Source organism: Chryseobacterium sp. CT-SW4 (assembly GCF_048572715.1).
In the GTDB taxonomy this organism is placed as follows: domain Bacteria; phylum Bacteroidota; class Bacteroidia; order Flavobacteriales; family Weeksellaceae; genus Chryseobacterium.
Window position 1 is genome coordinate 3,059,610 of sequence record NZ_CP183840.1, and the last position, 21,297, is coordinate 3,080,906.

At 37.3% G+C, this 21,297-nt stretch carries 20 protein-coding genes and 1 rRNA gene; 9 read left to right on the forward strand and 12 right to left on the reverse strand.

The window, feature by feature from the left end; genetic code table 11:
• Positions 1–138: 138 nt before the first annotated feature.
• From ABJ974_RS13755 to ABJ974_RS13770, 4 genes are all read left to right on the forward strand, one after another.
• A complete protein-coding gene (locus ABJ974_RS13755; protein WP_419868810.1) occupies positions 139–516 on the forward strand; it encodes a YchJ family protein in 378 nt (125 codons plus the stop codon).
• A gap of 162 nt (positions 517–678) precedes the next feature.
• Positions 679–816, forward strand: a complete 138-nt coding sequence (locus ABJ974_RS13760) for a hypothetical protein (RefSeq protein WP_419868811.1) — start codon at positions 679–681, stop codon at positions 814–816.
• Between the two features lie 25 nt (positions 817–841).
• Positions 842–1,501 (forward strand): hypothetical protein, encoded by a 660-nt coding sequence (locus ABJ974_RS13765; protein WP_419868812.1) that lies wholly within the window; start codon positions 842–844, stop codon positions 1,499–1,501.
• A gap of 161 nt (positions 1,502–1,662) precedes the next feature.
• Positions 1,663–2,505 (forward strand): hypothetical protein, encoded by an 843-nt coding sequence (locus tag ABJ974_RS13770; protein ID WP_419868813.1) that lies wholly within the window; start codon positions 1,663–1,665, stop codon positions 2,503–2,505.
• Positions 2,506–2,547: 42 nt separating this feature from the next.
• Here ABJ974_RS13770 and ABJ974_RS13775 read toward each other — a convergent pair whose 3' ends face one another.
• From ABJ974_RS13775 to ABJ974_RS13790, 4 genes are all read right to left on the reverse strand, one after another.
• Positions 2,548–2,793, reverse strand: coding sequence for a VF530 family protein (locus ABJ974_RS13775; RefSeq protein WP_419868814.1), 246 nt, complete (start codon positions 2,791–2,793; stop codon positions 2,548–2,550).
• Between the two features lie 47 nt (positions 2,794–2,840).
• Positions 2,841–3,317, reverse strand: a complete 477-nt coding sequence (locus ABJ974_RS13780; RefSeq protein WP_419868815.1) for a hypothetical protein — start codon at positions 3,315–3,317, stop codon at positions 2,841–2,843.
• A 248-nt stretch (positions 3,318–3,565) separates the two neighbouring features.
• Positions 3,566–4,585, reverse strand: a complete 1,020-nt coding sequence (locus ABJ974_RS13785; RefSeq protein ID WP_419868816.1) for an LLM class flavin-dependent oxidoreductase — start codon at positions 4,583–4,585, stop codon at positions 3,566–3,568.
• Positions 4,586–4,705: 120 nt separating this feature from the next.
• Positions 4,706–6,844 (reverse strand): S9 family peptidase, encoded by a 2,139-nt coding sequence (locus tag ABJ974_RS13790; protein ID WP_419868817.1) that lies wholly within the window; start codon positions 6,842–6,844, stop codon positions 4,706–4,708.
• Positions 6,845–7,112: 268 nt separating this feature from the next.
• On the opposite strand from ABJ974_RS13790, the gene ABJ974_RS13795 reads away from it, so the two are divergent.
• Complete coding sequence (locus ABJ974_RS13795; RefSeq protein ID WP_419868818.1) at positions 7,113–7,625, forward strand: YceI family protein; 513 nt, start codon at positions 7,113–7,115, stop codon at positions 7,623–7,625.
• A gap of 95 nt (positions 7,626–7,720) precedes the next feature.
• Positions 7,721–8,548, forward strand: a complete 828-nt coding sequence (ygiD, locus tag ABJ974_RS13800; RefSeq protein WP_419868819.1) for a 4,5-DOPA-extradiol-dioxygenase — start codon at positions 7,721–7,723, stop codon at positions 8,546–8,548.
• A 71-nt stretch (positions 8,549–8,619) separates the two neighbouring features.
• Here ygiD and ABJ974_RS13805 read toward each other — a convergent pair whose 3' ends face one another.
• The 4 genes from ABJ974_RS13805 to hutH all read right to left on the reverse strand — a co-directional run bounded on the left by ABJ974_RS13805 (position 8,620) and on the right by hutH (position 12,676).
• A complete protein-coding gene (locus ABJ974_RS13805; protein ID WP_419868820.1) occupies positions 8,620–10,128 on the reverse strand; it encodes a S8 family peptidase in 1,509 nt (502 codons plus the stop codon).
• 112 nt (positions 10,129–10,240) lie between these two features.
• The gene (locus ABJ974_RS13810; RefSeq protein WP_419868821.1) at positions 10,241–10,693 is read right to left on the reverse strand and encodes a GNAT family N-acetyltransferase; all 453 of its coding nucleotides are present in this window, start codon (positions 10,691–10,693) and stop codon (positions 10,241–10,243) included.
• A 21-nt stretch (positions 10,694–10,714) separates the two neighbouring features.
• Positions 10,715–11,179: a DUF2059 domain-containing protein gene (locus ABJ974_RS13815; RefSeq protein ID WP_419868822.1), complete on the reverse strand. Its 465-nt coding sequence runs from the start codon at positions 11,177–11,179 to the stop codon at positions 10,715–10,717.
• A 6-nt stretch (positions 11,180–11,185) separates the two neighbouring features.
• Positions 11,186–12,676, reverse strand: coding sequence for a histidine ammonia-lyase (gene hutH, locus ABJ974_RS13820; RefSeq protein WP_419868823.1), 1,491 nt, complete (start codon positions 12,674–12,676; stop codon positions 11,186–11,188).
• Positions 12,677–12,849: 173 nt separating this feature from the next.
• Here hutH and uvrC point away from each other — a divergent pair, with 173 nt between their 5' ends.
• Positions 12,850–14,646, forward strand: coding sequence for an excinuclease ABC subunit UvrC (gene uvrC / locus ABJ974_RS13825; RefSeq protein WP_419868824.1), 1,797 nt, complete (start codon positions 12,850–12,852; stop codon positions 14,644–14,646).
• Positions 14,647–14,707: 61 nt separating this feature from the next.
• On the opposite strand, the gene ABJ974_RS13830 is transcribed toward uvrC, so the two are convergent.
• From ABJ974_RS13830 to ABJ974_RS13840, 3 genes are read right to left on the reverse strand one after another with little or no spacing between them, the layout of a single operon-like run.
• On the reverse strand, positions 14,708–15,469 hold the full coding sequence (locus ABJ974_RS13830) for a hypothetical protein (protein WP_419868825.1): 762 nt from the start codon (positions 15,467–15,469) through the stop codon (positions 14,708–14,710).
• A 33-nt stretch (positions 15,470–15,502) separates the two neighbouring features.
• Positions 15,503–16,585 (reverse strand): putative type IX sorting system protein PorV2, encoded by a 1,083-nt coding sequence (locus ABJ974_RS13835; protein WP_419868826.1) that lies wholly within the window; start codon positions 16,583–16,585, stop codon positions 15,503–15,505.
• A gap of 10 nt (positions 16,586–16,595) precedes the next feature.
• Positions 16,596–17,477, reverse strand: a complete 882-nt coding sequence (locus ABJ974_RS13840) for a DMT family transporter (protein ID WP_419868827.1) — start codon at positions 17,475–17,477, stop codon at positions 16,596–16,598.
• Between the two features lie 526 nt (positions 17,478–18,003).
• On the opposite strand from ABJ974_RS13840, the gene ABJ974_RS13845 reads away from it, so the two are divergent.
• Positions 18,004–19,632, forward strand: a complete 1,629-nt coding sequence (locus ABJ974_RS13845; RefSeq protein WP_419868828.1) for an acyl-CoA carboxylase subunit beta — start codon at positions 18,004–18,006, stop codon at positions 19,630–19,632.
• A 194-nt stretch (positions 19,633–19,826) separates the two neighbouring features.
• A complete protein-coding gene (locus ABJ974_RS13850; protein ID WP_419868829.1) occupies positions 19,827–20,297 on the forward strand; it encodes a VanZ family protein in 471 nt (156 codons plus the stop codon).
• Positions 20,298–21,040: 743 nt separating this feature from the next.
• Here the strand turns inward: ABJ974_RS13850 and rrf are convergent.
• Positions 21,041–21,148, reverse strand: a 5S ribosomal RNA gene (gene rrf, locus ABJ974_RS13855).
• Positions 21,149–21,297 lie beyond the last annotated feature (149 nt).

The following is a 21,297-nucleotide window of genomic DNA, read 5'->3' on the forward strand; positions in this document are numbered from 1 at the left end:
TATTATTAAAAATTGATAGATAAATTAAATTTTATCGGTCTTTTTTATTGTAGTTTATCCGAAATAAAATAAATTAAGGAGAAGCATTTTTTTGAATGCTTCTTTTATTATATTGCCCTCTCAATTAAAATAGAAGAAATGAACTGTCCCTGCTGTTCCGGAAAGTCCTATGAGGAATGCTGTAAACCCTATCATACCGGAGAAAAACATGCTCCCACTGCCGAAGCTTTAATGCGTTCCCGCTTTTCTGCCTTTGCAATTCCCAATGGGAAATATTTAATGGAAACCACACTGCCCGGAAAACGTAAATATCATAATGAAAAAGATTTACAGGAATGGGGAGAAATCAACCAATGGACACGATTGGAAATTATCAAAACTCCTGCCCTTAATCAGGTAGAATTTAAAGCTCATTATATCGATGAGGAAGGAAATCCACAAATCCATCATGAGTTTTCCGTCTTTCAGAAAATGCATGAACGCTGGTATTATGTTTCGGGGGAGTTTTTAAATTAGATTTAAATAAGAAATATTAAAGCATAATAGAATATCAATTCTTATATAATATATTATTAATTTATAATATCAATGGGTAATGCTAGGTTTAATTTTCACTATTTTCTTTAACTTTGTTGATTGATTAATCTCAAACCAAAAAAAATGAAAAAATCATTATTAGTGCTAAGTTTTTTTAGTGCCATTCCCTTATTTGCCCAGGTTGGCATAAATACAAATAATCCACAGGCAATTCTTCATGTAGACGGGGCTAAAGATAACAGTACTACAGGAGCACCAAGCACTACAACAAGCCAATGATTTTGTAGTAACTTCATCAGGAAGTGTGGGAGTAGGTACCACCAGTCCTAATGCATCTGCCATTATGGAGCTTAATACTTCCAATAAAGGATTTCTGCCACCAAGGGTGAGTTTACAATCCACTACAGACGCAGCCACAATTACGAGTCCCGCTCCAGGATTAGTGGTCTATAATACCAATGCTTCCATTACCAATGGAAACGGGGTAGGTATTTATTTTAATAGCGGAACTGCGGCATCTCCTGTTTGGGCGGCTATTTCTTACACCAATACCACAAGTGGGGCCACCACTACCAAAATCATTTATTCCAGTGCAACAGGAGTTTTGGCGAATAGTGTAAAGCTCGGGGATTTTGAATTCAGTTTGAGTTCGGGAAATGTACCCCAGTTCAGGATGGTCAATGCGCCATCTGCTAATGTGACTGTGGATTGGAATTTAACGGAAGCTTATTCCCCTGCCGCACAGGATTTTTATACAAAAACTACCACCTTTACTCCTTCAGATTATAATACCTATCGTTCTTTCGCTAATAGCGCCAATGATAGTATAACAAACTCTGGAGAAATTAATATTATGTATTTAACGATAAGAGGAACCGCCAATCCTTCAGCATACAGGGTTACTTTTTTTGAGCAAGGTTCAACCTCTCCTTATACATGGGTAATTTGGGCAGAAAAAATATAAGTAAACCAACAAAACAATAGCTCCATAAAATTTTAAGCAGTGGGGCCCATAATAAAAAATATTAAGTTGTTAAAAAAACAGCCATAAAACATACTGAGACTCAATTTCTCATTAACTAAAGCTCATTTTTTTAACTTTTCAAAATTAATTAAACATTCAAGATGAAAAAACTATTATTACTCTTAAGTTCTTCCAGTTTTATATTTTCAGTAGCTCAGGTTGGTATAAATACCGCAAATCCTCAGGCTATACTCCATGTGGACGGTGCCAAAGATAACAGTACCTCCGGTGCGCCAAGCGCTTCACAGCAAGCTAATGATTTTGTAGTAACTTCTTCAGGAAATGTAGGAGTGGGTACCGCAAGCCCCAACTCATCGGCTATTATGGAACTTAATACTTCGAATAAAGGATTTCTTCCTCCAAGGATAAGTTTACAATCCACTACAGACGCCGCTACCATCACCAATCCCGCCACAGGGCTGATTGTGTATAATACTAATGCTTCCATTACCAATGGAACAGGGGTAGGACTCTATTTTAACAGTGGTACTTCTGCCTCACCTGTGTGGGCTGCCGTATCTTATACCAATACCACAAGTGGTTCTACCACCACCAAAATTGTTTATTCCAGCGCAACAGGAGTGATTACTAATAGTGTAAAGCTCGGTGATTTTGAATTTAGCATCAGCTCCGGGAATGTACCCCAATTCAGATTAATTAATGCTCCATCTGCCAATGTAATAGCTGATTGGAATTTAATGGAAGCTTATTCTCCTTCCCGTCAGGACTTTTTTACGAAGACAGCAACCTTTACTCCTTCCGATTATAATACTTATCGCTCTTTCTCTAATAGCACTAATGATAGTCTTACTAATTCCGGAGAGATTAATACTATGTATTTAACGATAAGAGGCGCTGCAAACCCTTCAGCATACAGAGTCACTTTCTTTGAACAAGGCTCAACTTCTCCTTATACATGGGTAATCTGGGCAGAGAAAATCTAACCTATACATCTATTAAAAATAAAAAATGATAAACCTTTAAGTTTATAAAGGTTTATCATTTTTCTTTTTCTGTCTCAGTACATATAAATACAGACTTTCAACTTTAGCCCGGGCCCAGGGAGTCTTCCTTAAAAATTTTAAAGAAGAGCTGATACTGGGATTGTCGGTAAAACATCTGATATTGATCTGTTCTCCCAGCCCTTCAAATCCCTGATAGTATTCCACTAATTCTTCGAGAATGGCATCGAGTCTTTTTCCGTGCAATGGATCTTTGGATGGCTGCTGCATTTTTTTTGATAAAAGTAGATAATTAACTTTACATATGCTATTCTGTTTTAATGATTATATAATCCTGAAGCAAACCCCCAATAATCTTTTTCATCAACTCCCAGCTCTTTGTCAATCGGACTATAATTTCTCAGCACTCCGCTCGTGAGTATTATGCTGTCCTTTTTCAATAAAACTCCCTGAATCTCTGTTCCATATATTTTATTCAGGCTGTCTTTGTGTACTTTTCCCAGTATAACCACTGCATCCGAAATATCAAATTCCGGATAGCTGTATCTATTCACCTTTTCCTTGCTTCTTAAAAAGTAACAGGGGCACTGTATTTTCACTTCTCCTCCGATTTTATAGCCCAAGGATGTTCTTAATTGTCCTTTTCCTTTATTATTGGCAAGTGTAAGTAAAGCAGTGTTAACTTTTACCGTATCGGTTATTTCCCAGCTATTATTCGGAACAGTGGATAGCGTGTCTTTCTTTTTACAGCTGATTAAGAGAAAACTGATTATTAAAAAATAAACTAATTTCATATTGTTTTCATTTAAATGAGGTTCCAAAACCATATTTCCACTCCGTAGCTTAAATAGTCAGGAGTACCGGCTTTCAAAGATAAGCCATTCCAGAGATCTATATGATCCGTAGCACCCATCCATCTTTAATGAAAACTAATTATTTAACATTTCAAAGAAAAATTGGACTTTATTGGGTTTCCCTGCTTTTTATAATAACAAATCTCCACTGTAAGAACAATGGAGATTTTTATTTTTATGTGAAATTCTTATTTAACCTGAGGTAATACTTTATCCCCGAACAGTTCGATAGATTTCATCATGATTTCATGAGAAGGATCTCCGACATCCATATGCCCGATAAACCTTGTAATTCCAAAAATCTCTTTCATGTAAGCAATTTTATCTGCTACCTCATCTGAGCTTCCTATGAACAATGCTCCGTCTTTACTTTTACCATCGTCATACTGCATTTTTGTATAAGGAGCCCATCCCCTGCTGGCACCTATTCTATCCATCTGGGATTTGTAATTATAAAAGTACCCATCGATCACCTCTTTATCATCGCTTACGAAGGTGTGCGAATGGATGGCAATCTGCATTTGCGACAGATCATGACCGGCTTTTTCATATTCCTGCTTGTAGAAATCGATCAGACTCTTAAACTGAACAGGCATTCCTCCGATAATTGCTACAATTAACGGCAGCCCAAGCTTCGCTGCTCTCAGAACCGACTGAGGTGTTCCTCCTACCGCAATCCAGATCGGAAGTTTTCCATTATTTTTAGCTCTAGGATAAACGGTTTGATTTTCCATAGGAGCACGTAACTTTCCGGACCAGGAAACATTTTCTTCGTTATTAATCTTTAATAAAAGGTCAAGTTTTTCTTCAAACAGCTGCTCATAGTCATTTAATGAATATCCGTAAAGAGGAAAAGATTCAATGAAACTTCCACGGCCTACGAATATTTCCGCTCTTCCATCCGAAATTAAATCTACGGTGGAAAAGTCTTCATATACCTTTACCGGCTCCGATGAGCTTAATACGGTAACTCCACTGGCTAATTTAATATGTTTTGTAGTACTTGCCGCAGCAGCCAAAATAATTTCCGGAGAAGAAACCGCATAGTCCGGACGGTGATGCTCTCCCATTGCAAAGACATCCAATCCTACTTTATCCATTAATTGTATCTGCTCCAGAATTTCTTTAATTTTAACTCCGGCATCTCTAAATTTTCCTGTATTTTGATCGAAGGCTAAATCGCCAAACATTCCTATTCCTAATTCCATAACTGATTAATTTTAAGCAAAATTAGCATACCGGTTTTAAAATTCCATTGATGAATGTTAAGATCGTCACATTTAGATTTTTAAATAAAAAATCCGGCTTTAGCCGGATTCTCATTATTGTTATTTTTTGAGATATTCATCAAAATAATCGGTTACTTTCTGCATTAGATGAACCCTATCTTTTCCTATTACATTATGCTCGTGTCCAGGATATACAAAATAATCCAGCTGCACTCCGTTATCTACTGCTGCTTTAATAAATTTAATAGAATGTTGCCATACTACCACATTATCCTGCGCTCCATGGATCATTAGCAGCTTTCCTTTAAGGTTCTGTACCTTATCGAGAAGATTGGCAGCTGCATATCCTTTCGGGTTTTCTTTCGGGGTATCCATATATCTTTCGGTGTACATAATTTCATACATATTCCAGTCGATTACCGGCCCTCCTGCTACTCCCACTTTAAAAACTTCCGGATGGCGAAGCATAAAACTTGTTGTCATAAATCCTCCGAAACTCCATCCATGGATTCCCATTCTGTCTGCATCTACATAGGGTAAAGATTTCAGGTATTCCACCCCTTTCATCTGGTCATTCATTTCTGTTGTTCCCAGGTTTCTGAAAACGGCCTGCTCAAATTTCATTCCCCGGTTGGAAGAACCTCTTCCGTCCATGGTAAATATAATATATCCGTTTTGGGCCATGTATTCGTACCAAAGGTTACCGGAAGCCGGAAAAGTATTGGTTACAAGCTGTAAATGAGGTCCGTTATACAGATAAACAATCGTAGGGTATTTCTTATTCGGGTCAAAGTTTACCGGAAGAATTATTTTCCCGTACAAAGGAGTTCCGTCATCTGCTTTCAGGCTTATATTTTTGATTTCCGGTCTCTGATAATTTTTCAGCGGATTATCCGAAGTAAGTATATTATTGTATTTTAAGGTATTGGTATTGATAATATTAGCGACACGCGGTGTATTGCTGTTGCTGTACACATCAAATATATAATTTCCGTCACTGCTCAGCACACCGGAATGCATACCCGCCTCAGTGTCTATACGCTGCATTTTAAAAGTTGCCCAGTTGATTTTATATAAATGTCTTTCCAACGGACTTTCTTTGGTGGAAACAAAATAAATTTCTTTCTTTTTCTCATTAAATCCCAGGATATCGGTAACCAGCCAATCTCCTTTTGTGATCTGGGAAACAAGACCTTTCTCCAGACTGTAATGAAACAAATGATTGTAACCAGTTCTCTGGCTCTGCCATATAAACTCCGTATTGGAATTAGGGAAAAATACAAGAGGATGCTGAGGCTCAACATATTTATCATTGCTTTCTTCAAACAAGGTTTTCACCAGCTCACCCGTTACGGCATTGTACTGATTCATTTTCATATGATTCTGTGCCCTGTTCAGAACTGCTACAAAAATATATTTGGAATCAGGACTCCATGTAACAGCGGTAAGATATTGGTCTTTTTCACCATCCACCTTTAAAAACACTGTGGATTTATTCTTAATATTATACACACCCAGGCTTACCTGATGGGAGTCTTTACCAGCCATCGGGTATTTTATATTTTCATTTACAGCCGGTGTTACGGACCAGTCTATCACGGGATAATCTGCGACCATCGTCTGATCCATCCGGTAAAAAGCGATATTTTCCGAATCCGGTGAAGGGAAAATTCCTCCCTCTATCCCAAATTCATTTCTGTGAACAGCCTGTCCACTGATGATATTTTCGTCAGCATCATTTGTAATGGCTACTGTTTTTCCGTTTTTATTTAAATATAAATTATTCTTAATGGTAAAGGCAATAGTTTCATTATCACCCAGGATTTCCACATTGGAGACATCTTTATCTAAAGAAACTGTATTCTTTATTTTCCAGTCAGCCCCCGACTTTTCAATCCAGTACATTTGATCATCTGCCGTAAAATAAGCGTTCGAGTTGTTAAAGAATTTTACCGGCGGAAGGGCTTCCAGCTTTTTACCTGAGAAAGAGGAGCTAAGCTGAGACAGAGATACCAGCGTATCCTGTTTATTCGTTTTTATATCTGTAATTAAATATCCGTTTTTAACAGCCTGAATATAGGATTTTCCGTCTTCTGACCATGAAAATTGAGAAATATTTTTTACAGCCAGGTTTGTTCTTAATCCATTTACCGCTTCTGCCATGGTAAATTTCTGCGTCTGAGCGAAAACAGTTCCGCTTAAAACAACCGTCAATAAAGAAAGTTTATATAATTTCATTGTATAAAATTGAATCCGTCAAAAGTAAGAAATAAAACCCAACCGTTAAAAAATGTTAAATGAAATATATTCTTAAATCTTTATATTTTTCAAAAAAAATTCCTACCTTAAGGCTGTCTTATGAAGCTGTTATTATATAATTATTAAGAGAAGTTTAGCCTTTTCCTAAAGAAGTAGAGCAAATACCATTTCTTGATTTAGATCAACGATTCTTATTTGTCTTATCCTCTAAATTTGCTGAAAACATTAACAAATAAAAATAATTACAATGGCTACAAAATGGAATTTAGACCCAACTCATAGTGAAATTACTTTCAAAGTAAAACACATGATGATTTCAAATGTAAAAGGAAGTTTCAGAGATTTCAATGCGGAAATCGATTCAGAAGACGATACTTTTCAGAATGCAACTACCATTGCAACGATTCAGACAGGTTCTGTTTTTACTAATAATACAGACCGTGACAACCACTTGAAATCTGAAGAATTTTTCAATGCGGAGCAACATCCTACTATTACTTTCGAATCTAAAGCCCTGAATAATACCGTTACCGGAAACCTTACCATTAATGGAATTACCAAGCCGGTGACTTTAGATGTAGATTTCGGAGGAATCAATAAAGATCCTTGGGGAAATACAAAAGCAGGATTTTCTTTTGAAGGAAAAATCAACAGAAAAGATTTCGGTTTAAACTGGAATGCTGCCCTAGAAGCTGGTGGTGTTATGGTAAGCGATGAAGTAAAAGTAGCTGGTGAATTACAGTTTGTAAAACAAGCATAAATTTCAAATAGATACATAAAGGTTCAGGGGACGTGTGCCTTTGAACCTTTTTAATTTTTTATGAAAGCACCTTTCAGCTTTCGCTTTTATATCCTATGAATCTCAACGATCTTCAAAATATCAGTCAACAGTTTAAAGATACCCAAAGAATGCCTGTCCTTTTTCTCGGACACGGCTCTCCTATGAATGCCCTGGAAGAAAATCAGTTTGTACAGGGTTTCAGAAAAGCTGCTGCCGAAATTCCGAGGCCTAATGCTATTGTGTGTATTTCCGCCCATTGGTTTACGGAAGGAACTTTTGTGACGGCTATGGAGATGCCTAAAACCATTCATGACTTTTACGGTTTTCCAAAAGCATTATTTGATGTACAATATCCTGCTCCCGGTGATCCGGAACTGGCAAAGGAAACAGTGGAACTTTTACGTCCGGCTTTGGTGGAGGAAGATCATCAATGGGGATTGGATCACGGAACCTGGTCTGTTCTGAAGCATATGTACCCGGATGCGGATATTCCCGTGATCCAGCTGAGTATTGATTATACCAAGCCTGCCCAATATCATTTTGAGCTTGCCGGAAGACTTAATAAACTCAGGGAAAAAGGAATTCTAATTATCGGAAGCGGTAATATCGTTCATAATTTAAGAATGATCGACTGGAAAAATATCAATACTGTGGGGGCCGGCTGGGACTGGGCGGTAGAAGCACGGGAAAAAACCAACAACTGGATCCTGGACGGGAATTTCCAAAATATGATCGATTATCAAAAACAGGGTATTTCCCTGCAATACGCCATTCCGACTCCTGATCATTTTCTTCCTTTGATTTATACCCTTGGTTTAAAGGATAAATCTGAAAATTTGACATTATTCAACGATGCGTTAATCGGGGGTTCATTAAGTATGACCAGTGTAAGGATAGGCTAATCTAAAGAAATAGCTTTTAAATAAAAAGAAGGAAATATCAAATAAATATTTCCTTCTTATTTTTTTATATTTTACTGAACAGCCTGTAAAACATTAATGTTTCCATATCCATATTCTGAGTTTACATTCGAATAGTAGGTTGCAGACTGTCTCATCTTATTGAGCACCTGTTCCCTGGTCCATGAAAGGTTTTTCGACCATACTAATGCAGCAATCCCTGCCGTGGCAGCCGTAGCAACAGAAGATCCGCCTACGTAATCAGCCTGCCCGTTATAATAGCTCAGCACCGGCACAGAACTTCCGGAAGCTCTTTCCATCTGAAAAGTAAAATCAATTTCCTGTCCGGAATGGCAGACATCACATTTCTGGTTGGAAGTCCCTTCTTTTACACCTGTCACAGCCTGTACTTCGGGCATCCATGCGGGAAAAATAACACCTACGAAATTGGTAAAGCTGGTCGAAGTACCCCCGGCACTGAATATAAGTTTCCCTTTTGAATAAGCATATTTAACGGCATCTTCAATTTTTCCAACCGAAAATACATGCCCCATCGACATGGAAATAATTTTAACCTGGGTATTATTAGCAAGTTCCGTGAAAGCTGTCTTCACTCCATTTTGTTCATGGTAACCGTCTAACACTACATTGGATGCAGCTCTATAGGTAATAAGACTCGCATTATAAGCCACTCCTACCGGTAATCCCGAATTGTTTCTCGGAGCTGCGAGTACGGAAGCCATTTTGGTTCCATGCCCACATAGATCTGCGGAACCGTCTGTTTCCGTGCTCCATGGCCACGTGGAATCTACATAGACTCCATATTTGCTGATGGTCCTTCCTGAAGAAGCTCCTGTATTAAAACTGCTTCCCAGTAAGGTCTGTTCAGGTGAAACACCCGTGTCTATGAGTCCTACCGTAACTCCAGCTCCGGTACTGTAGTTCCATGCACTTGTGATATTATGGTTTTTAAATGCCCATGGTGCTTTTGCATTTGGTGATACGGAGACGTAATCTGCTGAGCTTATAGTTGCCGTACTAAAACCGCAACCCGAACTTCCGCTTGATTTTGCAGCTCCGCCATTCACTTGCGCTTCCACCTCAAAATACCTGTAATCGGCTGGCTCCAGATAACGAAGTGACTTTAGTTTACGAAGTGCAATAACTGTTTCCTGCTTTTCAATAATGACATCTACCTGGTTCAAAAACGGGTCGGAAGTAATCAAAATCCTGTCCTGATCTTTTCCCTCATATTTCTGAATAACGGCCAAAATCTCATCCTGAATCTTTTGGTTATCGGGGGACTGGGTTCTGTCAAAATCTTTCGAAGAATTACCAAAGCCTACCGATGCAATTTTATTACCTTGAAATAAGGCACTCCAAACCAAGTGATCGGAGGATTTAGCCCAGCTGAATGACCCCGAGTTTTTAATGGACTGATTAATTTCATTATTAATCTGTTCCTTGGTTAAAGGATCGGTCTGAACTACCTCAATAGCAGGATTAACACTCTGGATTTCCTCCTGATTACAGGACGTAAAAAGAAAAAACAAAACAAAAAGATAAAATGCATTCTTTTTCATATTATTATAATTTAAAATGGTATTACAAGTATAGCACTTTATGGTGAATTATAAACCGTTGAAAAAGAAATACAGATTATATTATTATTAATTTATTCTTATCGTGTAAAATTTAAATAAGCTTTGAAAAACAAACGCTCTCTTCAACTCCTATATATGGCCCGTAATTGGGAATCCGGCGATAATTGCTTTTCTCATAAAGAGCAATCGCTTCAGGCTGTTTAATTCCGGTTTCCAATGTACATTTTTCATAGCCCAGCTCTTTCGCCCATTGTTCTAGTTCAGTGAGGGTTCTGGAAGCTAAGCCTTGTTTTCTATATTGCGGATCCGTATACATCCGTTTAATTTCAACAGCTCCCTCTTCTTCAGTAAAAGGTTTAAAAGCTCCACAAGCAGCCGCCTTATCATCAATAAAAACTACTACACAGTTTTTAAGCATGTCTATTTTATTAAACTGATGGAAGAAAGCATGATCATCACCATCTCTTTCAGCCAGGTCAGCATCAAGATATTTTACCAATTCCTGAAATTCTTTATTGGTAGAGTCTACTCTTTTAATAATCATGTTGTTTATATTTTCCAATTGCTATTCTTCATTGGAGGGCATGGGCATTGGTGGATCCTGATAGTTATATTCCTCCTCCATTTTCTTAACAATCTTTTCTCCTATTTCTCTTCCATATTTTGTACCCACTTCCATACTTTCTTTCAATAGGGCAGGCATATTTTCTATGGTCTTCTGCCCAATCGGGCTTTTATAAAAAGTGATCAGCTGATCAATTTCCGGCTCTGTATAATATTTATCATAGATAGGAATATACATTTTCATCATCTTACCGGTATCTATTTCATTTAAAAAATCATCCCAGACCTTTTCCGGTACATCCGAAAAGCTTTTTTTATAATAGTCCATAATTTGCGTGTACATCTGCAAACTGATTTTATCGACTTGCGTAAGCTTCATCAGTTCCTGTATCTTTTCTGCTTTTGTCTGGCCAAAAGCAGATATTCCTATCAGGAACATACAGAGTATAATAATTTTTTTCATCATTAATTATTAAACTTTTACTACAAATTTTCTTTCATTAATAAGATCGGCAATCGCCAGCATATCCTGGCCTATAAGCCTATCATCCTCCAATTTTTTAACCCGGGAACGAAGGATATCAAAGTTTTCTTCAATGATTTTGGAACATTTGGCAGGTCTTCTGAATTCCAGTCCCTGAGCCGCAAACATAAGCTCCACAGCCAGTATATTAACCAGATTTCCTAGTACCTGATTAAATTTCCGTCCGGAAATACTTCCCATGGAGACATGGTCTTCCTGCCCTAAACTCGTAGGAATGGAATCCGCCGATGCAGGGAAACATAAAGTTTTGTTTTCTGTCACCAACGCCGCTGCCGTATACTGGGGAATCATAAACCCGGAATTAAGTCCTGAACTTTCCGTAAGCAATCTTGGTAGTCCATACTTTCCTTCGAGGAGCAAATAACTTCTTCTGTCTGAAATATTTCCCAATTCTGCTGCTGCCAACGTAGCATAATCCAACGGAAGAGCCATCAGCTGGCCATGGAAGTTTCCTCCTGAAATAGATTCACTGGCACTTAATACAATAGGATTATCCGTCACCGAATTTAATTCCGTTTCCGCCATATTTTTAAGGTGTACATAAGCGTTTCTGCTTGCTCCGTGAACCTGGGGCACACATCTCATGGAATACGGATCCTGAACTCTTTCACAGTCTTCATGTGCTTTTAGGTTCTGGGATCCTTTCAAAAGCTTCACCATTCTCGCGGCCACCTTTTTACTTCCTTCAAAAGGGCGGATCTCATGAAGCTCTTTTTTAAACGGACTTGCCGAACCTCTGTAAGCTTCCAGACTCATTGCCGCCGTAACGTCCGCAAGATCCAATAAATATTCAAATTTTTCCAGCCCCTTGATAGCATGAGCCAGAATAAACTGTGTTCCGTTAATCAATCCCAGACCTTCTTTAGGACCCAGACTTAAAGGTTTTAACTGATGTTTTTTCAGGGATTTTGAAGTTTCTACAATTGCATTACCATCCCAAACCTGTCCCAAACCTAAAAGAGGCAGCACCAGATGTGCCAGCGGAGCCAAATCTCCGGAAGCTCCTACTGATCCCTGTTCCGGTACTACAGGAATAATATTTTTTTCCAGCATGAGGATCATTCTCTCAATAACTTCGAGTGAAACTCCTGAAAAACCTTTTGATAATGCATGGACCTTAGCGATCATCATTATTTTAGAAAGTTCCTTGTCGATAGGCTTTCCTACTCCTACAGCATGTGATATGATCAGATTATACTGCAGCCGGGCTGTTTCATCTGCTGAAATTTTAGTATCACAAAGAGGACCAAATCCTGTGTTGATTCCATACACACATTGATCCGACTCTACGATCTGTCTTACATTCTCCTGGGATCTCAGGATCTGATCTTTGGCTTTTTTATTAAGCTTCGCCTGAGCCGGATTTTTACAGATCTCCAATACATCATGAAAACTAAAAATATCTACACCGTATATCATTTCTAAAAATTTTGCCTAAAATTACACATTTAACGATAACTGTAAAAAAATAAATTTATAAGTCTTCTTTTTTCTATAAAATTTTATTTTAATCTATATTTTTATAAAAAACAGATCATATTCTTTGTATTTATATACTTTTAAATAACAAGACTATTCCGTAATTTTGTTTCATGAATCCTTCTTTAGAATTACAACTCAAAACTTTACCTTCCGAGCCCGGTGTTTATCGTTATTATGATAAGAATGACCAGCTATTGTATGTAGGAAAGGCTAAGAATCTTAAAAAGAGGGTTCTCTCTTACTTTAATAAAAACCTTTCGGGATATCGAACCAGAATAATGGTCGGCAAGATCCAGCGGCTTGAAACCACTATTGTAAACAGCGAATATGATGCGCTTCTATTAGAAAATAACCTGATCAAGGAGCATCAGCCTTTTTACAATGTAATGCTGAAGGACGATAAGACCTATCCATGGATCTGCATTAAAAATGAAGACTTTCCCAGAATTTTCCTTACCCGGAATCTTATAAAAGACGGTTCGGAATACTATGGGCCTTATGCCAAGGTGCGTCCTGCCAAAATCTTACTGGACACCATTAAACATATTTATAAATTAAGGACCTGCAATCTCAACCTTTCTCCCAATAAAATAGAAGAAGGAAAATATAAAGTCTGCCTGGAATACCACATTAAAAACTGTGAAGGGCCCTGTGAAGGATTGGAAAGCAAAGAGGAATATGATGAAAAAGTGGATGCCATCAGAGGGATCATCAAAGGAGATTTCCGTAAAGCAAAGGATTATCTGGTAGCCCAGATGATGAAACACGCCTCGAATCTTCAATTTGAAAATGCACAGCTCATCAAGGAAAGACTCGATATTCTTGAAGATTATCAGGCCAAGCATACGGTCGTCAATCCCAATATTGATGATGTGGATGTCTTTGGAATGACCAGTGATGAGACTGCAGCTTATGTCAACTTTTTTAAAATAAGAAACGGAAATATTATCCAAAGCTTCACGACAGAAATTAAAAAAATTCTCGAGGAAAGTGATGAAGACATTCTCGAAGAAGCCCTTATAGAAATCCGGCAGAAATTCGCTTCCGATTCTAAAGAAGTTCTTCTACCCTTTCATCTGACCGTGGAAATTCCCAATGTAAAGCTGATTGTACCTAAAGTAGGTGATAAAAAAAGAATCGTAGAACTCTCGGAAAAAAATGCGAAGGAATACCGTCTTGAAAAGCTGAAGCAAGTACAGATCGTAGATCCGGAACGCCATACCAACCGCATTATGGCAGAGATGCAAAAGTTACTGAGGATGCCCGTGGAACCCCGCCACATTGAAGGTTTTGATAATTCCAATATTCAGGGAACCAACCCTGTTTCTTCGTGTGTGGTTTTTAAGGACGGAAAGGCAAGTAAAGCTGATTACCGGATTTTTCATCCTAAAACCGTAGATGGCCCCAATGATTTTGCTACGATGGAAGAAGTAATCTACCGGAGATATAAAAGAATGCTGGATGAAGGAGAAGATTTGCCCCAGCTTATTTTAATTGACGGGGGAAAAGGACAGCTTTCCTCTGCTGTAAAAAGCCTTAAATTATTAGGCCTTTATGGAAAGATAACGGTGATAGGCATCGCAAAGAGATTGGAAGAAATTTATTTCCCTGAAGATTCCATTCCTCTGTATCTTGATAAAAAATCGGAAACTTTAAAAATATTACAAAGGGTACGGGATGAAGCCCACCGCTTCGGAGTAAAACATCACAGGACCCGGAGAAAAAATTCTACCATAAAATCTGAATTGGAAGAAATCCCGGGAGTAGGTGAAAAGACTATTGAGCTATTACTTTCTAAACTCAAATCCGTAAAACGTATTAAAGAATCCAGCCTGGAAACACTGGAAGAGATCCTTGGAAAAAGCAAAGCGTTGATCGTCTACAACTTCTTCAACAGCAACCCATAAAAAATTCCCCTAAAAAGTAAGATACTTTTTTAGGGGAATTTTATTCTATAATGAGATTTTCTTATTTTTTATAGAAAGTTTCTTTGGTATATTCTTCTCCCGAAGCAGGCAATTCAATAACCACATTCCCGTCTTCCCAGTATCCTATTGTATGAGCTCCGTTTGACAGCTTTACTCTAAAGACATCTTTTTTACCGGTTGTGTTAAATGTAGCATAAGGAACCGAACTGTTACCATCTACCAGAATAAACTGAGTGGAGCTAATCTGTATTTTCTGCAGATTGGTTTTTCCATTACTGAACTTTTGCGCTCCCTGGTTTTCTGTTGAAGATGTGGAAACCTCCGTAACAGCTTCTTTTTTAACAATTTCCTGCTTAACTTCTTTTTTCTGTTCCACTACAATGGCATTAACGGGATTGGAAACCGGAACAGAAGTTAAAGCCTGCATTAAAGCATCCTGATATCCTTCTTCATAATCTTTGATATTGGAAGATCCCTTGGCAGAAAGAATCTCCTTATCATTACAGTCTTTAAATTTAAGCTGTACTTTATTTCTAAGAAAACTGCTGTCATTCAGTACTTCTGCATTGATCACGCTGCATGGATTTCCATTGAGTTCGGAAGGCCAGCTATCTTTTGAGCCTTGTACGACTACGTATTTTTTGCCTTTAAGAGCTTTTGCTAAAAAGGTATCAAGTCCATATTGGTTATCTTTAAAACTCTCAAACTTTTCAGGGATATGGACATATCTGAAATCAGAAACTTTCTGTCCGAACACCATACTCAATCCGAAAGAAAATAGGAATACAAATATCTTTTTCATTTAATTTTAAATTTAAAACTATACAAATATAAATCAATCGTTTCTAAATGCTCCCATATCCAGTTTCAAAGAGAAAAAATTGGAATAAAAGTTCGAACCGCCAATCCCGGAATTGGTAATGGCATAATCAAGGGTAAGGCCCCGGTAACGTATACCTATCCCTGCACTTGGCTGGAAAGAAACTTTTCTTTTGAGGTCCTCAATATCCGTTACATTCTGAAAACGGTTTACCCCTAATCTTACAAAAATCATTTTCTGATATCCCAATTCGGCTCCGGCATATGGAGTAATACTTGCAAAATCAGTTGAAATTAATGCCGCTGTTTTCGCAAAATCCACATTGATTCCGGCTTCCGGCAATACATATAAACTACTGTTGATATCAAAGGTCTTACTGGCTCCTACATTTAACTTCGGCATTGTAAGCTCCATTTTATCCGTGGGTGCAGGGTTGAACTCCTCTCCGTTTACCACCGTAGAAAGCTCTTTCTGATTAATAGTCCAGAAGTTAACCGTAGTGGTTACATCACGTAGCATACCTCCGAATTTCCAGCCGTTATCCGCTTTATAAATAGCCCCTACATCAAACCCGAACCCATATCCGTTAGCAAATTTTCCTACATTCCTGTATACCAGCTTGGCATTCACCCCCACATCAAGATTTGGGTTTCCTCCGGGATTAAAAGCATAGGAAAGGATCGCTGCATAATCGGATTGAGAAAATTTGGTGATCTTATCATAGTCGATGTTCCCTTCAGAGTCGATCATTTGAGTCGTATTAAGGATATTGTCAACCCCCAGTCTAACAATTGAAATCCCGAACACTCCTGTTTCCAATGTTTTAGCATAGGCTAAATAATCATATTTTGCTATGGATTCAAAGTATTCCGCATGCATAGCCGCACCCTGCCAATCCCTGTCTATCGACATTAATCCTGCCGGATTCCACATCGGGGAATAAACATCATCCTGATTCGATATCACTGCACCTCCCATTCCTAATCCCCTGGCTCCAGCTCCGATATTGAGAAATTCATTAGAATATTTTCTGATAATTTGAGAATATGAAAATCCGAATATCAAGGAAAATATCAATAAAAGGTATTTTTTTATCATATAAAATAGGTCACTTAGTTAAGTTTTTTTGTTTTCTTGCTTTAATCAATCCGTCTACAACAATAGCCAGGATCATTACAAAGGACGCTATATAAAATACAGGACTCATATGCTCCGATTCTCCAAAGATAAAAAAAGCTAATATAATTCCGTAGACAGGCTCCAAATTAACCGTTAAAATTAAAGTGAACGGCGAAATATACTTCATCAGCTTTACAGATTCAAACATCGGAAAAGCAGTAAACACACTGGCTAACAATGCTATTAACGCAATATCACGAGTATTTATTTCATCCATCTGATATATTTGTCCGGTAAATAAATAGAAGAGACTGAGGACTGCCCAACCACAGAAAATTTCATAAAAAATTATATTTCCTGAACTTGTTTTTCCAAACAGTTTTCCGTTGAATACAGAAAATACAGTTCCGAATACAGCACATAGAACCCCGTAAAAAATTCCTTCTTTGTATTGAAATTCCGTTTTAAAGATCAAAAGTATGCAGGCCACTATAACCACTCCCATGATGACCTCGGAGAGGTCTACTTTTCTTCTAAATATAATGGGTTCCATTATAGAGGCAAAGAGCGTGGATAATGACAGACAGCTTAAAGCAATGGAAACATTTGAGACTTTAATCGAATAAAAGAAGCAAAGCCAGTGTAAAGCCATAAAGCAACCTACTCCTGCCAGCTGAAAAAAGAGCTTTTTAGAGACTCTGATACTCTCTTTTTTAATGACTCTTATAAACAAGTATAAGAATGCAGCAGCAAACAACATTCTGTAAAAAACCAAAATTGGTGCATTCGCATGAATAAGCTTTCCCAGAATGGCAGTAAATCCCCATAAAAACACGATCAGATGCAGCCTGAAAAGAGCTAATTTTTGCATATAGAATATTATTAAATCTAAATCTGCAAATTTACAAATACCTTTTACAAATCATCAAAAAAAATATAACATCTGACAACATATATTATCGATTCTCTATTTCTTATAAAGTACAAAAGTCCTTATTGAAGTTTTAAAAGTTATCATGAGCTGCTTTTCTTTAAAAAAGAATATTTGTATTTTATGGTAGAATAATGGAATTTTTCCATCAATAGAATTTATTATTTAGGAGATGAGATTTAATCCCTGATTTAAAATTTTATAAAAAACCCCGAAAATTTGTTCAATTTTCGGGGCTTTCAAATAATAAACTATTAAAAAAATAAACTAGGAATAAAGTATCGGGATAAATAAATCACCCCTCTTTTACTCATGTGTAAAGTTAGCAAAAATATAATTTATGAAAAAATATATTTTTGTTAAATATTTCACAATTTTCTGAAAACCAATCCCTTAAAGTGCAACCCACTCCCCTTTTTCATTTTTCCCAAAAAGACTATCTTTAAGCGTAAAAAATTGATATTGTATGGACATTGAATTCAATAAAAGAGAGGATCAAAACAGATTAAAATTATCTGAAATAACCCGTCTGCTTTCTGACATAAAAAAAGGGGGTGGTGAAAAAAGACTTCAAAAACTTCGGGATGAAGGAAAAATGACAGCAAGAGAAAGAGTTGAATATCTTCTTGATAAAAATTCAGATTCCATTGAAATAGGTGCTTTTGCGGGATATGAAATGTACGAAGAGCATGGAGGATGTCCGAGCGGTGGTGTTGTAGTTGTAATGGGCTATGTATCCGGAAGGCAATGTATCGTTGTAGCTAATGATGCTTCCGTAAAAGCAGGAGCCTGGTTCCCTATTACCGGAAAGAAAAATTTACGGGCTCAGGAGATTGCTATGGAAAACAAACTCCCTATTATCTATCTTGTAGATTCTGCTGGTGTTTACCTTCCTATGCAGGATGAAATTTTCCCTGATAAAGAACACTTTGGCCGGATATTCCGTAACAATGCAAAAATGAGCTCCATGGGCATCATTCAGATCTCTGCTGTTATGGGAAGCTGTGTTGCAGGAGGAGCTTATTTGCCTATTATGAGTGATGAAGCTATGATTGTAGATAAAACGGGTTCTATATTTTTGGCAGGGAGCTATCTCGTTAAGGCTGCTATTGGAGAATCCATCGACAATGAAACTTTAGGAGGAGCAACTACTCACTGTTCCATATCGGGAGTTACGGATTATAAAGCTAAAGACGATAAGGATGCCCTGGACAGAATTAAAAATATAATGAAATCAATCGGAAGCCCGGAAAAAGCGGGATTCGACAGAATCGAAAGTTTTCCTCCCAAGCAAAACCCCGAAGATATCTTTGGAATTATGCCGGTAAGCAGGGCTGAACAATACGATACTTATGAGATCATCAAATGTTTGGTAGATAATTCCGAATATGAAGAATACAAGCCTGATTATGGAAAAACGATAGTTTGTGCCACAGCAAGAATTGACGGATGGGCAGTAGGAATTGTAGCCAACCAAAGAAAAATGGTAAAAAGCGGAAAAGGAGAAATGCAGTTCGGAGGAGTGATCTATTCAGACTCCGCGGACAAGGCTACGAGGTTTATTGCTAATTGTAACCAAAGAAAAATCCCATTAATTTTCTTACAGGATGTTACCGGTTTTATGGTAGGCTCAAAATCTGAGCATGGCGGAATTATAAAAGACGGAGCTAAAATGGTAAATGCTGTTTCCAATTCCGTAGTTCCGAAATTTACAATCATAACAGGAAACTCATATGGAGCCGGTAATTATGCAATGTGCGGTAAAGCTTATGATCCAAGATTAATTGTATCATGGCCCTGGGCTGAACTAGCAGTGATGGGAGGTTCTCAGGCTGCTAAAGTTTTGGCGCAGATCCAAGAGTCTACCCTGAAAAAACAAGGAAAGGAGATCTCTACAGAAGAACGTAATCAAATTCTGGATTCTATTTCCAAAAAGTATCAGAAACAAACTGAATCTACTTATTCTGCTGCAAGATTATGGACGGATGCTATTATTAATCCGGTAGACACCAGAAAATGGATATCTATGGGAATAGAAGCTGCGAACCATTCTCCTATTCAGGAAAAATTCAATTTAGGAGTTATTCAAGTATAATCACCTTTTATTATAGGAAATATTAAGAAAGTTCATACTCATTAGTATGAACTTTTATTATGTTAAAAAAGGTTAAAAACTATAAACTTTCTTAACATAATAAAATTAAGGTAAGATTTTTGTTATTTGATAAATTCTAAAAACTAATAACACTACAAACTCTTTTTTATTACTAATCCCTTTTAAGGAAACCTATGAAAAGATATTTTGCAGTACTGATAAGCCTATATACGATTTTTTTATTATACATGATGTTTTTTGCATCGGGTAGAGAAGCTTCGGATATTTCTTATATTCAGGTAAGACCTTTTAATACGATTTTACATTTCTTCTCTGACCATAATATTGAAGAAGAGGCATTTATTGTTAATATAGTTGGAAATATCTTTGTTTTCAGCCCTTTTGGTTGGCTAGGATTATGTATCAGAAAATTCAATTATTTCATTCCGATTACCTTGTTTTTCTTAATTACGATAAGTTTAATAGAGACTACCCAATATTTCACGGGCAGAGGTGTGGCTGACATTGATGACGTATTTCTTAATACACTAGGCATGCTTTTAGGCTTCATTACCTTTAAATTTGCTACCTGGAGTAATATAGGTAATATCAGAATACATTTTGATTTGTTGGACCTGAAAAAGGTTCAGACTACATCTTCGTAACCTTATTGATAAATATTCTTTTAATAAGAAATTAAATAGGGCTCAGGGAATTTATTCTCTGGGCTTTTTTATTTGGTAGTAGTGAAGTGTGTGTAAGGGTTTGAGAGTAATAATAGTTTAGCAGTACTAGGGTTTGAGGATAGAGTTTTTAATCTCTTGCTATTTTAGGAGCTGTTTCTCATAGTTTGAAGAAGAGAACTTCGATAGGTTACTCATTTTAGTAGAATGTCTATTCTGTGGGATTTCTGTCTTACTTTAGTAAGTTCAGTAGGCTGTGTATAAGGAGTTATATAAAAGTTCATTTGCAATCCCTACCTAGAGATGTTTCTGGTGGATATCTATTCTGTGGGGGTTCTGTCTTGCTTTAGTGGATTGAGTTGGCTGTGTATAAAGAGTTATATAAAGTTTCATTCGCAATCCCTACCTAGAGATGTTTCTGATGGATATCTTTCTATATGATCTCTGTCTTGCTTTAGTAGCTTCTATTTCATTTGTATAAGGATTATATAAAATGTGCATTCGCAATCCCTAGCTATATATGTTTCTGATGGATAACTATTCTGTGGGGTTTCTGTCTTGTTTTAAATAGATTGGTTTGTCTTTTTATAAAGAGTTATATAAAGGCTTCTTCGCCATCCCTAGCTATACTACTTCCGGATTATGGGTTGTACGGTATTGCGTGTATTGTATTATTGTAAAAAAACAAAAAAGTCTCATACATCAGTATGAGACTTTTAAATAAAAACTGGCGGCGACCTACTCTCCCGCGTTAGCAGTACCATCGGCGCTGGTGGGCTTAACTTCTGTGTTCGGAATGGGAACAGGTGAGCCCCACCGCTAAAACCACCCTAAAGAAGGTATATAGCTGTAGGCAGTAGGCTATAAGCTCTTGGCTTACAGCATAAAGCATACTGCTTGTTTATCGGTAAATTTCATCACAAAGGCAAAACCTGTAGCGCACTTATAAGGCTTGGTTTACAGTTTTCTGTAAAATAAACCT

Coding starts and splice junctions, on each gene's coding strand:
- ABJ974_RS13805 (WP_419868820.1), bottom strand. CDS start 10,128: ATGAAAAAGAATGCATTTTATCTTTTTGTTTTGTTTTTTCTTTTTACG.
- ygiD (WP_419868819.1), top strand. CDS start 7,721: ATGAATCTCAACGATCTTCAAAATATCAGTCAACAGTTTAAAGATACC.
- ABJ974_RS13780 (WP_419868815.1), bottom strand. CDS start 3,317: ATGAAATTAGTTTATTTTTTAATAATCAGTTTTCTCTTAATCAGCTGT.
- ABJ974_RS13850 (WP_419868829.1), top strand. CDS start 19,827: ATGAAAAGATATTTTGCAGTACTGATAAGCCTATATACGATTTTTTTA.
- ABJ974_RS13835 (WP_419868826.1), bottom strand. CDS start 16,585: ATGATAAAAAAATACCTTTTATTGATATTTTCCTTGATATTCGGATTT.
- ABJ974_RS13790 (WP_419868817.1), bottom strand. CDS start 6,844: ATGAAATTATATAAACTTTCTTTATTGACGGTTGTTTTAAGCGGAACT.
- ABJ974_RS13755 (WP_419868810.1), top strand. CDS start 139: ATGAACTGTCCCTGCTGTTCCGGAAAGTCCTATGAGGAATGCTGTAAA.
- ABJ974_RS13845 (WP_419868828.1), top strand. CDS start 18,004: ATGGACATTGAATTCAATAAAAGAGAGGATCAAAACAGATTAAAATTA.
- hutH (WP_419868823.1), bottom strand. CDS start 12,676: ATGATATACGGTGTAGATATTTTTAGTTTTCATGATGTATTGGAGATC.
- uvrC (WP_419868824.1), top strand. CDS start 12,850: ATGAATCCTTCTTTAGAATTACAACTCAAAACTTTACCTTCCGAGCCC.
- ABJ974_RS13770 (WP_419868813.1), top strand. CDS start 1,663: ATGAAAAAACTATTATTACTCTTAAGTTCTTCCAGTTTTATATTTTCA.
- ABJ974_RS13785 (WP_419868816.1), bottom strand. CDS start 4,585: ATGGAATTAGGAATAGGAATGTTTGGCGATTTAGCCTTCGATCAAAAT.
- ABJ974_RS13815 (WP_419868822.1), bottom strand. CDS start 11,179: ATGATGAAAAAAATTATTATACTCTGTATGTTCCTGATAGGAATATCT.
- ABJ974_RS13840 (WP_419868827.1), bottom strand. CDS start 17,477: ATGCAAAAATTAGCTCTTTTCAGGCTGCATCTGATCGTGTTTTTATGG.
- ABJ974_RS13830 (WP_419868825.1), bottom strand. CDS start 15,469: ATGAAAAAGATATTTGTATTCCTATTTTCTTTCGGATTGAGTATGGTG.
- ABJ974_RS13795 (WP_419868818.1), top strand. CDS start 7,113: ATGGCTACAAAATGGAATTTAGACCCAACTCATAGTGAAATTACTTTC.
- ABJ974_RS13775 (WP_419868814.1), bottom strand. CDS start 2,793: ATGCAGCAGCCATCCAAAGATCCATTGCACGGAAAAAGACTCGATGCC.
- ABJ974_RS13810 (WP_419868821.1), bottom strand. CDS start 10,693: ATGATTATTAAAAGAGTAGACTCTACCAATAAAGAATTTCAGGAATTG.